This window comes from Acinetobacter sp. YH12045, from assembly GCF_013419925.1.
GTDB lineage: Bacteria > Pseudomonadota > Gammaproteobacteria > Pseudomonadales > Moraxellaceae > Acinetobacter > Acinetobacter amyesii.
Genome location: NZ_VOZE01000002.1, coordinates 239,199 through 252,372, shown reverse-complemented (window position 1 = coordinate 252,372; position 13,174 = coordinate 239,199). Strand labels below are relative to the sequence as shown.

Annotated in this window: 11 protein-coding genes and 2 pseudogenes; 6 read left to right on the top strand and 7 right to left on the bottom strand. The window is 42.1% G+C overall.

Annotation, left to right across the window (positions count from 1 at the left end; all coding sequences use genetic code 11):
* Positions 1-81: 81 nt before the first annotated feature.
* Positions 82-1,029, top strand: coding sequence for a DUF4424 family protein (locus FTU02_RS04890; protein WP_180156116.1), 948 nt, complete (start codon positions 82-84; stop codon positions 1,027-1,029).
* Positions 1,030-1,094: 65 nt separating this feature from the next.
* Positions 1,095-1,619, top strand: a complete 525-nt coding sequence (locus FTU02_RS04885) for a cysteine peptidase family C39 domain-containing protein (protein ID WP_180156114.1) — start codon at positions 1,095-1,097, stop codon at positions 1,617-1,619.
* A gap of 55 nt (positions 1,620-1,674) precedes the next feature.
* On the opposite strand, the gene FTU02_RS04880 is transcribed toward FTU02_RS04885, so the two are convergent.
* The 6 genes and pseudogenes from FTU02_RS04880 to radA all read right to left on the bottom strand — a co-directional run bounded on the left by FTU02_RS04880 (position 1,675) and on the right by radA (position 7,459).
* Positions 1,675-2,196, bottom strand: a complete 522-nt coding sequence (locus FTU02_RS04880; protein ID WP_180156112.1) for a tetratricopeptide repeat protein — start codon at positions 2,194-2,196, stop codon at positions 1,675-1,677.
* A gap of 113 nt (positions 2,197-2,309) precedes the next feature.
* Entirely contained in the window at positions 2,310-2,648 is a 339-nt protein-coding gene (locus FTU02_RS04875; protein ID WP_180156110.1) for a DUF3325 domain-containing protein, read from the bottom strand.
* Positions 2,645-4,386, bottom strand: a pseudogene (locus FTU02_RS04870) (PepSY-associated TM helix domain-containing protein). The gene FTU02_RS04875 and the pseudogene FTU02_RS04870 overlap by 4 nt, the downstream one beginning before the upstream one ends.
* A gap of 1 nt (position 4,387) precedes the next feature.
* Entirely contained in the window at positions 4,388-4,735 is a 348-nt protein-coding gene (locus FTU02_RS04865; RefSeq protein WP_078192079.1) for a hypothetical protein, read from the bottom strand.
* Positions 4,736-4,945: 210 nt separating this feature from the next.
* A complete protein-coding gene (locus FTU02_RS04860) occupies positions 4,946-5,947 on the bottom strand; it encodes a Tim44 domain-containing protein (protein WP_078192078.1) in 1,002 nt (333 codons plus the stop codon).
* Positions 5,948-6,070: 123 nt separating this feature from the next.
* Positions 6,071-7,459, bottom strand: coding sequence for a DNA repair protein RadA (gene radA / locus FTU02_RS04855; protein WP_180026689.1), 1,389 nt, complete (start codon positions 7,457-7,459; stop codon positions 6,071-6,073).
* A gap of 185 nt (positions 7,460-7,644) precedes the next feature.
* On the opposite strand from radA, the pseudogene FTU02_RS04850 reads away from it, so the two are divergent.
* Positions 7,645-8,001 (top strand): annotated as a pseudogene (locus FTU02_RS04850) (hypothetical protein); the annotation flags it as partial.
* Positions 8,002-8,241: 240 nt separating this feature from the next.
* Here FTU02_RS04850 and FTU02_RS04845 read toward each other — a convergent pair.
* The gene (locus tag FTU02_RS04845; protein ID WP_180156108.1) at positions 8,242-9,603 is read right to left on the bottom strand and encodes a sodium:alanine symporter family protein; all 1,362 of its coding nucleotides are present in this window, start codon (positions 9,601-9,603) and stop codon (positions 8,242-8,244) included.
* 332 nt (positions 9,604-9,935) lie between these two features.
* Here FTU02_RS04845 and FTU02_RS04840 point away from each other — a divergent pair, with 332 nt between their 5' ends.
* From FTU02_RS04840 to lysA, 3 genes are all read left to right on the top strand, one after another.
* Positions 9,936-11,339 carry an amino acid permease gene (locus FTU02_RS04840; protein WP_180039619.1) on the top strand — a complete coding sequence of 468 codons (1,404 nt, stop codon included), beginning with the start codon at positions 9,936-9,938 and terminating at the stop codon, positions 11,337-11,339.
* Between the two features lie 344 nt (positions 11,340-11,683).
* Entirely contained in the window at positions 11,684-11,893 is a 210-nt protein-coding gene (locus FTU02_RS04835) for a lipoprotein (protein WP_372491094.1), read from the top strand.
* Between the two features lie 24 nt (positions 11,894-11,917).
* Complete coding sequence (lysA, locus tag FTU02_RS04830; RefSeq protein ID WP_180156106.1) at positions 11,918-13,162, top strand: diaminopimelate decarboxylase; 1,245 nt, start codon at positions 11,918-11,920, stop codon at positions 13,160-13,162.
* Positions 13,163-13,174 lie beyond the last annotated feature (12 nt).

Genomic DNA, 13,174 nt, shown 5'->3' with positions numbered 1-13,174 from the left:
TATCTGACTTATAGATTTCTTGATCATTAAAATTACGCTGTGAGTGTTAAATTTAATAAATCGGTTGTGAGTATAAGAAGAATGATTAAACCCTTAATGGCTTTATTGATGTTTTGGCCTGTTCTGACCATATCCAACGATTCAACAGGCTATGTGGCAACAGGCGGTGTGCAATACCTGAAAAATAAAGATATTCAAATGTTCAGTGAAGACCTGTTTATTAGTAAAAAAATCATCAAGGTCGATTACCAGTTCAAAAATTTAAGCAATAAAGATGTGACTGAAACGGTCTTATTTCCGCTGCCAAAAGTTGAAAACTTCTTTGAATCTGATTTTGCCAATACTGAAAAATTGCTAAAAAGTTTTAAAGTTCAGGTGAATGGAAAAACGATTCAGCCAGAAATGCATGTGCGCACTTTTATTCAAAAAGATGAAAAAACAGCCCCGATTGATATGACGGAGAGTTTTAAGCAATGCGGGTTTACGGAAAAAGACATGCTGAATCCGTGGAGCAGGCAAGATGATGAATATGAAACATTCGAGACAAAGCTCAGAAACTGTAAAAATGCAGCACTGCAAAAAATCTTGCCCAAAGATCCGAGTGAAGTCATTTCATGGTCATCTCAGGTGATTTACAGCTGGAAGCAAACCTTTAAAGCCAATGCGCTCACACGTGTACAGCATCAATATGCACCGCTGGTGGGCGGGTCTGTGGCTTTATATCCTGATGAATATAATCAAAGTTATTGTATGGATCAAAAGTTTAAGGCAGGACTCAGAAAGGCCAAATCACAGCATGCACCATTTCAAGCACTGGGCTATATCTTAAAAACTGGCGCCAATTGGGCAAAGCCTATTCAAGATTTTAAACTGACTATCGAGCGTGATGCAGGAGAGCTGGTTTCATTTTGCTGGGCAGGTAAAGTGAAGAAAATCAGCGCTACGCAGTTTCAAATGGTTGAAAAGAATTTTGTACCTAAACAAGATTTGGACATTATTTTTGTACATCTGAAATCAGGTCTGGATTAAAACTTGCAGGCAAAACCACTTTGATTTGTTTATCATCGTCCATAAGCAATTTTGAGTTTTGATATATGTCTTTGGAAATGCCTGAAGAATTAGCCAATCTTGAAGCCAATGGCGGCATTTTTGCAGTATGGATGCTGTTGCAGCACTTAGGTATAGATGCAGATATTCAGCAACTCATCGAAGTTTGCGCTTATGAAGCTGACCATGGCACAACCACCATTGGTTTAGCTGTAGGACTGAAAAAGTTTGGCTTTCAAGTCAAGTTTTACACAGAGCATGATCCTGAGCTGCAGGACAGTGAAAAACGCAGTTATGCAGAAGCAGACCAATTGGAACTGCCTATATTGCCTGCAATTGGCTATGCACAAATTCAGCAGGCTTTTGAACAAAATCAGTTTGTGATTGTGTATTACGATACTCTAGAGGGCGTGGGGAATCATTCTTTGGTGTATGACATTGACGAAACTGAAATTAGTTTCTTTGACAGTTTTGATGCCATGCCAGCAGAGGTATTTGAACAGCAACGTGGGGCAGAGGGCATTTGCCGACAAGTGATTACTGTAGACGTAAATAATTATGTGGCGAGCTGAGCCATTTTGTTAAAAGCAAAAAGCCCATCATGAGATGGGCCTTTTTCTTTGTGATTTAAGCTTTGGGCTGTTCGGCCGCATTGGCTTTTTCATTCCAAAAATCTGCTTTTTCTTCATCAGCGTCGATGCCTAATCCATTAGCATAAATAAAAGCCAAATCACGCATGGCTTGAACTTCACCTAATTTTGCAGATTGTTCAACCAGTTCAATGGATTTAGCGACATCTTTTTCCACCACATCGCCGCGACGGTAAAAAGTGGCGAGTTCTAAAATTGCAGCAGGATGGTCATGTTTTGACGCTTGTTCTAACCAGCGGTGCGCATGCTCAAAATAGGTTTTAGATTCTTCAGGATCTTCTTCGAGCATGTCTTTGGCATAGACTGCATAGCCTTCACCCAGCCAATACATGGCTTCTACATGACCTAACTGAGCTGCTTTGAGTGCCCATTCTTCAGCAAGTTCAACATGCTCATCATTTTCACTTTGCATATAAATTTCAGCCAGTTCAAATTGAGCATCTTTATTGCCTGCCATAGCGCGGTTATATAAAGCAGGAGAGATTGAAAGTTCAGACATGTGTAATCCAAAAGAGCAGAATAGGCATAGCCTAATCGGTTGGCATGAAAAAAGCCAATCCGAAGATTGGCTTTCAATGTTTAGAGAATGTTTAGAGATCGTTGTCTAAAGAATTAAAATTTCAATAACACTGCAGACAATACAAATATGATAACTAATGCACCAATAATTTTCCAAAAATACTCAGCGATATAACTAATACATAGCCCGACAAATAAAGCCGCAATGGTCAGCGCGCCAAACCAATAACTGATGTTATTGCTCGGCGTGCCAAGTGAGAGGCAAAGTAGTAAGGCGATGATCAATAGCGCCCAGCCGACCAGCGTGGCTAAGCGTGTTTGACCCACACTTAGTTCTTTGCTGTAGAACTGCTTTTGATGTTTAGACATGCTGCTTGCCAAGGCAAAAAAACCTAAGCTACTCAGTGCCCAAATCAGGAGAAAGAACATCATGCTTCAGCCTCCTTTGTGGCACGCGCTTTTTTAACAGGCAGTCCTTTATGCTTTTTCACTTTGTAAAATGAATAGGCAAACAAGATAGCCAAAAGCCACATTGCAAGATCAAAGGATGCAATCATCCATTGGCCATTTGCCATGGTATTCCAAAGCGCTTGACCACCAGTCATGAAGTTTACAATCGGCAGTAAAGCAAAAATTGCTGTGGCAAAAGCTAAAAGTTCTAGCCACGCTTGACGATGCGTACGGAACATCGCATAAACGAGCGTCAGTAGCCAAACAATAAAGAAACTACGAATTTCTAATTCCGAACGGTTTTCAAGCTGTGTGGGAATAAAACGGTTGGCATAGAAAAATGCTGCACAGGCAATGGGTAAACCAATAATCGCTGCAATATTGGTCACTTCAACCGTGCGGTAGCCAAATGATTTAAAGCCTTGTTTTTGCTGTTGCGGCGCACGTTTTACACACCACAGAATGAGACCTGTAGCGACCATCAGGGTGCCTACAATCCCTGAAATAAACAGCAGCCAACGTAGAGCTAAGTCTACACCACGTGCTTCATGTAGCGTGGTGACTACATTGTAAATACCCATCGGTACAGAAGGGTGCTTTAATTTGGCACTTTCGTCAGTTAAGTCTTTGCCTGTTACGCCATCAAATTGTTTGCTTGCATAGACATTTCGATATGCAACACTTTCACCATGTAATGCGCGTAGCTCAATTTTAGCTTGGTCTGTATTCGGTGCAATGATGCTAACGGTACTAATAGGATTAGTTCTCCATTCAGCCTGAACCGCAGTTACTATTGGCGCTAAGTTGGTCAGCGGCGCAGCAACAACAGGTTGTTCTTCACGTTTAGAGCGACGATCTCCTCGACCTTCACCACGGCCCTCAGCACGATTTTTGCCTTGGTTTTGTGCAGAATTGGCACGGGCTTGCTGTGGGCGTTCGCCACGTTCTTGAGCAGATTCACGTCCTTCAGGTTTATTTTCTTGAACCAAGGCACGATTTTGTTCTTGTAGAAATTGTCCCCGGTTTTCATAAATACGTTCAATCCCCCAAGGCATGATCGTAAATAACAGTAGCAACAGGCCACTAAAGGTGATCATGATGTGGAAGGGGAGCGCAAATACTGCGGTTGCATTATGTGCATCGAGCCAAGAACGTTGTCCTTTGCCTGAGCGGAACGTAAAGAAATCTTTAAAGATTTTTTATGAGTAATCACACCACTAATGATGGCAACTAACATCAACAGTGTCGCTATACCGACAAACCATCGCGTCCACATACGTGGCATACCATAAAGTTCGAAATGGAAACGATAGAGAAAATTACCACCACGCGTATCGCGCGGCTCAAGCACTTCACCTGTAGCACTATCAATGTAGATTTGTTTACCACCACGGCGTGCGCGAGGGTCTTCACCTTGTTCACGCACGGTAATTAATGTGGCATTTTGACGCGTATTCGGCAGCAAAATATTCCAAGCACCTGCATTTGGATGATTTTGCTGTAAATAATTCAGTGCGACTTGAGTTTGTTGGACTTGTGAACTGGCTGGAACAGATTGATGCAGCTCAGGTGTCATCCAAACATTGATTTCATTTTTAAAAAAGCTCAGGGTTCCGGTCAGGAAAATAGCATACAGCAACCAACCTAAGATTAGGCTAGCCCATGTATGCAGCCAAGACATGGACTGGCGCGGTCCCTCTACTTTTGCATCAACACGCATTTTAGCTTCCCATCATCATGTAAATGGCATACAAACACACCGCAGGGATCACAATGCCTAAAGTTGCTTTGAGGGTTTTATTCACCATAAAGACCCAAATAAATGCACAGCTCCACAGGATAAATGCAATTAAAGTTGCACTCATGGCTGCACTTCCACGGTCTTCGCTAAACACATCTGCGATCACGATGGCCGATAGCATCGCGACAACATATCCGCCCACTAAAGCGAGGGCAAAGCGATAGAAAATCATCAAGCGATAGGTCAATAGAGAAGGAGTGTCTTTACGCGTTTTAGGCAGCGCAGATGTGAGGGGTGTCACAAGTGCCTCAGGTGGTGAGCTATTCATAAAATACTTAAGCGCTTGGGAATTGTATTAAAGTTAATCTAAATGATAACAATTATTATTAATAATTAGAATAATGTATTCACAAAATTATTGATTTTTCAGCATGCTGAGTAGAAATGGATTTAAAAAGAGGGGAATTGAAGGCAAAAAAATAGCGACTGAAGTCGCTATTTTAGAATGCATGAATGCATGAATGCTTGATTGTCTACATTATTGCTCTTGTTGAATGCCTGCAACTAACCAGTCTTGATCAGAACCCGCAGGCTTAACAAAATGCCATACTTCAGCAAATGGCTGTGGCAGGCTATTTAAGTCTTCACTTACCGTACCTGTAAAACGCACACTTACAACGTATTGACCATTTTCGTTAGCAGAATCGACCACCATAGCATTTAAGTTAGAAAACTCAGCAACGTCTTCATCTTTATTCGCCATAATGTCGTTATACATCGACTGGTAAAGATCAGGCGTTAAGTAACGCTGAATTTCAGAAATGTTGCTTGCAGTATTCATCGATTGAATGTGGTTAAAACGCTGACGTGCAACACGTAAAAATGTTGCTGGTTCTGTACCATCAGGCAATTGATTGCCGCTGTTGGTATAGGCAGCACCAAAAGGCGCGTTCGTTGCTGCAGCTGCACCAAATGGAGCATTTGAAGCTGCTGAATTACCGCCTACAGAATTACCAAAAATATTCGTATTGTCATTACCTGCACGAGGTGCGGCATTTTGCTGGCCAAACGGTGCATTGTTTGCACCGCTGTTTGGCGCATATGGGTTGTTAGCGGCTAGTTTTTTTTTTGCGCCCATCTTACGGAAAATGAAGAAGGCAACAGCTGCGGCAAGTAAAATCCAGATCCAGCCTGGAATACCACCTTTCTCTTCCTGTTGTTGAGCTTGCGCTTCAGAAGCTGCTTGACCGTTATTGTCATCGGCCATCGCATTTGCAGCGACTGCACCAATTGCAGCACCAGCCACACCTGCAGCAACCATTCCGCCCACATTCGAGCCAGATTTTGCTGGAGCGCCAGCAGTTGCAGGCTGTTGAACAGGAGCAGATTGACGAGGTTGCTGATAAGACTGAGTTGGAGCAGCTTGACGGCTCATACCATGGCTTTTACCACCACCGGCACGTTTCGCTTCTGCAATCGGCGCTACCAAAAGGGCTGCTGTTAAAAGAGCAGTCATCAAACCACGCTGTCGAACTTCCATCAAATTTTCCTATATCTATATAAAGTTAAAATAGCCATCTAGTTATGCCGCCATTTGTACTGAATTTCAATAGAACATCGGTAAAAAATTGAAAATTCATTCAAAATAAACGATTCCACGTAACTAAGACTCATCGGTCAGCGTAATTGCCTGACTCAACGCTTCATGTAAACGTGCGACAGAAATAATTTCTACACCTGAAATGGGTTTTTGCGGTGCATTACCACGCGGCAAAATAATGGTTTTAAACCCATGCTTAATGGCTTCTTTGAGTCGTTCCTGTCCATTGGGTACAGGGCGGATTTCGCCTGAAAGGCCGACTTCACCAAATACTGCCAAATGCTGTGGTAGGGCTTTAGCTCTTAAGCTAGAGGCGCAGGCTAAAAGTACCGCAAGGTCAGAACCGGTTTCAGTGATTTTTAAACCACCGACGACATTGACATAGACATCTTGTCCTGCAGTTTGTACGCCACCATGACGGTGCATAACGGCTAAAAGCATGTTTAAACGGTTTTGTTCTAAACCTAAGGCCACGCGTCGAGGTTGTCCGTGCGCATCATCTACCAAAGCCTGAACTTCAACTAAAAGTGGACGTGTACCTTCACGGCTAATCATGACAATGGAACCCGGAATGGCTTCATCATAACGACTCAGGAAAATAGCGGATGGGTTTGATACCTCGCGCAGACCTTTATCAGTCATGCCAAATACACCAAGCTCGTTGACCGCACCAAAACGGTTTTTCACCGCCCGAATCATACGGAAGCGCGAGTCAGACTGACCTTCAAAATACAAAACACAATCGACCATGTGCTCTAGCACACGAGGGCCTGCCAAAGAGCCTTCTTTTGTTACGTGACCGACAATAAACAATGCTGTGCCACTATTTTTGGCAAAGCGAGTCAGGAGTGCAGCCGATTCACGAATTTGGGAAACACCGCCCGGCGCAGACTGGAGTGTCTCGGTGTATAGGGTTTGAATCGAATCTAAAATGGCAACGGCAGGGCGTTCATGTGCTAAAACTTCACAAATACGCTCGACACAGGTTTCGGCCATGACTTTGAGTTGATCGGTCGGCAAGTCTAGGCGCTGGGCACGTAGAGCCACTTGAGACAAGGATTCTTCACCAGTGACATATAAGGCAGAACTTTTACTCGCCGCCATATAGGTTGCAGTTTGTAGCAAAATAGTGGATTTACCAATGCCGGGGTCACCACCAATCAGCACAACTGAACCTGTGACCAGTCCACCACCGAGCACACGGTCAAATTCACCAATACCTGTTGCCATTCGAGTTTCATGCGAAACGGAAACTTGATTTAAGGTAGTCACAGCAGCTGCTTGACCTGCATAGCCACCGCCCATTTTAGGCTGCGCACGGTGTGTAACAGCGGGTGCAATACTGACTTCGACTAATGAATTCCATTCACCACATTCGGTACATTGACCGGCCCATTTGGGATGATCAGCACCACATTGTTCACATCGATAGACACTTTTTGCTTTCGCCATAATATTTACTGTGCACAAACTCAAATTGAGTCACAGCATAGCGGTGAATACATCGAAAAACCAAGTTTTTATCGCATGAAATGACTGATGAAGGTCAATTGATGTCGTTTTATTTTCAATAGCTGCACTTTTACATAGTAAGCACTTTATAATAGCGCATTATATTTTTTGAAATGGGTCACCACATGACTGAACTATTACGACATATCGATGCCATCGCACGTGAAAAAAATCGTGATGTGTTATTTGTGCATTTTGAAGAATATGATCATCAACATCCTGAAAAAAATACGGTGCGTAATGATGTTATGCACTGGTTTGACCTGCAAAATATCGACTATTTCCCTTGTATGGGGCTAGAAGGTGAGTCTTTGATCGATAGTTACACGGGTGACTTATACCTCGATGTACCTTTTGATGAAAGCAGCCCTGCATATAAAACCCTTAGTGAATATCTTGAAGATGAACAAGGGAACATGAAAATTCAGGGGGTATTGTTCTTTTCTTTATCCTTGGAAATTGCCCTAGAAATCGAAGCTGATCTGATAGAAGCCAGTGCTGTAGATTCTGAATATGCTGAAAATGAGTTTGGTGACCAATTTGGTGAAGGCTTTATTGAAGATGCTGAATCAGATCCAAAAGATGAAGCGGCCAATGAAAGCAACACGAAAAACGACAAATTTGATGATGGTCAAATTGGTACGATTCAATAAGTAAATATCGATTTTCAGTCCGAATAAAAAAGCCACGTGAATTCACGTGGCTTTTTGTTTAGCAGGGGATTAGTACAATTCACCTGATTTACGACGTTCAATAAAATCTTTCGATTCTTTTACAATGATGCCTGAGAGCAATAACAGTGCAATACAGTTTGGTGCAGCCATCAAACCGTTAAAGGTATCGGCAAATAACCAAACGAGATCGAGTGTTACGACACAGCCGACAAAGACTGATGCGATGTAAATTAAGCGATAAATCAGTACTGACTTTTCACCTAAGAGGTATGTACAGCATTTTTCACCATAATAGCTCCAACCCAGAATGGTTGAATAAGCGAAGAAAATAATACCGAAAGTCACGACCCAACCACCGAAGCCCGGAAGTAGTTTGTCAAAAACACTAATCGTCAGTACGGCACCCGTTTGATCACCAAAGCTTTGTCCCGCCATGATGAAACCCATGACAAGTACGATACCTGTAATTGAGCAAACAATGATGGTGTCTAAGAACGTACCTGTCATAGAGACAAGACCTTGACGTGCTGGGTGGTCAGTTTTTGCAGCAGCAGCGGCAATGGGTGCAGAGCCCATACCTGCTTCATTAGAGAATACACCACGTGCCACACCATAACGAATCGCAGCACCAATCGCACCACCTGCAGCCGCTTCACCTGTAAATGCATAGGTAAAGATCATTTTTAGTGCAGGGATCACCAATTCAAGGTTGGTGAAAATAATCATTAAGCCACCCAATACATAACCTACCGCCATAATTGGAACAATAAATGAAGAGGCTTTAGAAATGGATTTGATGCCGCCTAAAATAACGAGGGCAGAGAATATGGTGATGACGATTGCAGTGGTGAGAGTACTGATTCCTAAGCTGTTTTCCACAGCAAGCGCGACAGTATTGGACTGTACTGAGCTACCAATACCAAAGGATGCCAAAGTACCAAATAGGGCAAATACCACTGCCAACCATTTCCACTTAGGCCCAAGTCCACGTTCGATGTAATACATCGGACCACCGTTCATTTCGCCATTTTCATTTTTTTGACGAAACTTTACAGCGAGTACACCTTCACTATATTTGGTTGCCATACCAAAGAGTGCGGTCATCCACATCCAAAATACTGCGCCTGGTCCACCGAGTACACAAGCGGTGGCTACACCGGCAATATTACCTGTACCAATGGTGGCTGAAAGTGCGGTCATGAGTGAAGCGAAATGAGAAATATCGCCATCATGTTGATCGGCTTTAGGATGCTTGCCAAAGACTTGTTTAAATGCGAAAGGCAACATGCGGAATTGCCAGAAAAGCAGTCGGAAGGTAAGGAATACACCTGTTCCGACAATGAGGACCAACATGTATGGGCCCCAGACCCATCCACTGAGTGTTTCCATGATATTTTGAATTTCTTGCATAGTATCTTCTTCTTATCGGCCCTGAGTGAGTGAATGCTACATTTTTGATATCTGTAGCAATTGATATGCCATTGTTAGAAACTTCCATGATTTTTGGCATAATTTTTTATCGTTGGTAAAATATTTTTTGCATAAAATTTAAGTTATTACAAGTAAATTGTTGTTTTATTGGTCGCTTATTCTTGTGAACTGGCGCTAAGATTTTTATATATAAGAAAAATAAATTAACTTTGTCACTTAATCCGAAAATATAGATGATGAAAAATAATTTTGTATTTTCTGAAATTTTTACGTTAATTTGTCGCCATTGGAACGCGAAGTTGAATTAAATAATGTCAAATGAAATTCATGGATCGCACGCTGATAGCGGCGATTTGAAACGAAGCTTGTCCAACCGACACCTGCAATTGATTGCGATTGGTGGTGCGATTGGTACAGGTTTATTTATGGGGTCAGGAAAGACCATCAGTTTAGCTGGTCCGTCCATCCTTATTATCTATATGATTATTGGTTTTATGGTTTTCCTCGTCATGCGTGCATTAGGCGAGTTATTACTATCAAATCTTGAATATAAATCTTTTATCGATTTTGCAACCGACTTAATCGGCCCGTGGGCAGGTTATTTTGTGGGTTGGACCTATTGGCTGTGCTGGATCACTATAGGGATTGCAGATTTATCGGCCATTATTTATTACCTGCAATTCTTTAATGGAGGTAACCCGTTCTCGCCCGAAGAAGGGGTGATGATCAGTGTTGCCGCCATTGTCTTTATCATGGGTTTAAACCTTGTTACGGTTAAACTTTTTGGTGAATTAGAGTTTTGGTTTGCACTGATTAAGATTATTGCAATCGTGGTGCTCATTGGTGTCGGTCTTTGGATGATCTTTACCGGATTTACTTCATCGACAGGTGAAATCGCATCATTCACACATTTATGGTCGCATGGTGGTCTATTCCCAACAGGTGTAACCGGCTTCTTGGCAGGTTTCCAGATCGCTATTTTTGCCTTTGTCGGCGTGGAACTTGTTGGTACTACGGCTGCAGAAACCAAAGATCCAGAGCACAACTTGCCTAAAGCTGTGAACTCGATTCCGATTCGTATCATTATTTTCTATGTGCTGGCACTTGTGATTGTGATGTCAGTAACACCTTGGAATACCATTGACCCAAGCATTTCACCTTTCGTGAACTTGTTTAGTCAAGCAGGTATTGCAGCTGCTGCGATTATCATGAACTTGGTGGTGTTGTCATCGGTCATGTCATCTATGAATAGTGGTGTGTTCTCGACTTCACGTATGTTGTTTGGTTTATCTCGTGAAGAGCAAGGTCCAAAAGCGTTTGGTCGTCTAAACTCACGTGCAGTTCCTGCAAATGCACTGTATTTCTCTGCAGTATGTTTACTGTTGGGTGCGGCATTACAGTATTTTGTACCGAACACGGTTGAAGCCTTCACATTAGCAACCACACTTTCGACGATTTTATTTATCTGCGTATGGCTCATGATTATCTGGAGCTATATCGTTTACTATAAAACTCGTCCTGAGCTGCATGCGAAATCAACCTTTAAATTACCGGGCGGTTTATATACTTGTTGGCTCGTGATTATCTTCTTCATCGGCATGATTTATGTCTTGTCGCTAGAAGCCGATACCATGAAAGCGCTCATGGTGAGCCCAATTTGGTTCATCATTTTGATTATTGGTTATTTTGGTTTTTATAAGAAAAAGCACCATTAATTTACATTTTTGAACTGATGTAAAAACATAAAAAGCTGCTCCTGAGGGGGCAGCTTTTTTATTTGAATATGGATTTAATTTACACTAATACACAGTATTCATTAGTGCTAATAGAAGTATAAAACAGTATTCAAATTGATAAGCTATTTCAGTGAAATCAATAGCCTGATCGGTCCAGAAAAATACATAAAAGTGGTTTGAAAATATCACCATCAAAATTTGCTTAAATTTAGTGCAGAATGGCAAAAAGCTCACTTGGAATTACAGGGCTTTTCTTTTATCCGCGGGTTGATCACGTTATACTCGGAAAAATCTTTTCATTAGGTACGTTTATGTATCGTTTTATGAATTATAAAATTATTGTATTAGCAAGTGCTGTGCTGCTGACCGCTTGTGGTCAGTCTGGTGCATTGCATTTACCTTCAGATGCAAATGCAGATAAGCGCGCAAAATATCTGATTTATCCAGATACGCCTGCACAGCAAAAGCAGGAAAAACAAGCAGCTCCTGTTGCAACTGAGTCGGAATCTTCAAATTCTAACCCTACACCTTAATGCTTTTATAGAAAGGATACTTTCATGAGTTTCACCCGTACGAATGGGGTATTGCATGCAGAGCAATGTTCTTTACAACAGCTTGCACAGCAATATGGCACACCGCTTTATGTTTATTCAAAAGCTACTTTTGAAAAGCATTATTCAGATATGGATCGTGCATTTAGCTTTATCGACCATCAAATTTGTTTTGCGGTAAAGTCAAACTCTAATCTTGCGGTGTTAAACGTACTTGCCAAGCAGGGCGCTGGTTTTGATATCGTGACGGGTGGTGAACTCGCACGTGTGTTAAAAGCCGGTGGTGAAGCTTCTAAAATTGTATTCTCAGGTTTGGGTAAAACTGAAGCCGATATCCAAAAAGCATTGGACGTGGGTATTGCATGTTTTAACGTTGAATCACATGCAGAGTTGGATCGAATCCAAAAAGTTGCTGTGGCAATGGGTAAGAAAGCACCGATTTCATTGCGCGTAAATCCAGATGTGGATGCTAAAACGCATCCTTATATCTCTACGGGTTTAAAAGAAAATAAATTCGGTATTCCTTCAGACAGCGTTTTTGACACTTACGCGTATGCGGCGTCGTTGCCAAATCTTGAGATTATCGGGATTGATTGTCATATCGGCTCACAGTTGACTGAAACTCAGCCTTTTGTTGATGCACTTGATCGTGTCATTGTGATGATCAATCAATTGAAAGAGATGGGTATTCACCTAAAACACATCGATATCGGTGGTGGTTTAGGCGTGACTTACAAAGACGAAGTTCCACCAACTGTTGAAGAATATGCTCAGGCAATGCGTCCGGCTTTAGAAAAATTAGGCCTTAAGGTATATATGGAACCGGGTCGTAGTATTTCTGCAAATGCAGGTGTGTTGTTAACTAAAGTTGATTTACTCAAACCGACCAATCATCGTAATTTTGCCATTATTGATGCTGCTATGAACGACTTAATCCGTCCTGCTTTATATGAAGCTTGGATGGACATTCAGGAAGTAACACCTCGTACAGACATAGAAAAGAAAGACTGGGATGTGGTTGGTGCGATTTGCGAAACCGGCGATTTCCTCGGTAAGCAACGTCAGTTGGCGATTCAAGAAAATGACGTGCTTGCAGTATTGGGTGCGGGTGCTTATGGTTTTGTCATGAGTTCAAACTACAACAGCCGCGGACGTGCTGCTGAAGTGATGGTTGATGGTGATCAGTCTCATTTGATTCGTGAGCGTGAAACCATCGAATCATTATGGGAACGTGAACGTTTATTGCCTTAAGGAGAAATTCGA

Coding starts and splice junctions, on each gene's coding strand:
- FTU02_RS04865 (WP_078192079.1), bottom strand. CDS start 4,735: ATGAATAGCTCACCACCTGAGGCACTTGTGACACCCCTCACATCTGCG.
- FTU02_RS04885 (WP_180156114.1), top strand. CDS start 1,095: ATGTCTTTGGAAATGCCTGAAGAATTAGCCAATCTTGAAGCCAATGGC.
- radA (WP_180026689.1), bottom strand. CDS start 7,459: ATGGCGAAAGCAAAAAGTGTCTATCGATGTGAACAATGTGGTGCTGAT.
- FTU02_RS04890 (WP_180156116.1), top strand. CDS start 82: ATGATTAAACCCTTAATGGCTTTATTGATGTTTTGGCCTGTTCTGACC.
- FTU02_RS04880 (WP_180156112.1), bottom strand. CDS start 2,196: ATGTCTGAACTTTCAATCTCTCCTGCTTTATATAACCGCGCTATGGCA.
- FTU02_RS04845 (WP_180156108.1), bottom strand. CDS start 9,603: ATGCAAGAAATTCAAAATATCATGGAAACACTCAGTGGATGGGTCTGG.
- FTU02_RS04840 (WP_180039619.1), top strand. CDS start 9,936: ATGTCAAATGAAATTCATGGATCGCACGCTGATAGCGGCGATTTGAAA.
- lysA (WP_180156106.1), top strand. CDS start 11,918: ATGAGTTTCACCCGTACGAATGGGGTATTGCATGCAGAGCAATGTTCT.
- FTU02_RS04860 (WP_078192078.1), bottom strand. CDS start 5,947: ATGGAAGTTCGACAGCGTGGTTTGATGACTGCTCTTTTAACAGCAGCC.
- FTU02_RS04875 (WP_180156110.1), bottom strand. CDS start 2,648: ATGATGTTCTTTCTCCTGATTTGGGCACTGAGTAGCTTAGGTTTTTTT.
- FTU02_RS04835 (WP_372491094.1), top strand. CDS start 11,684: ATGAATTATAAAATTATTGTATTAGCAAGTGCTGTGCTGCTGACCGCT.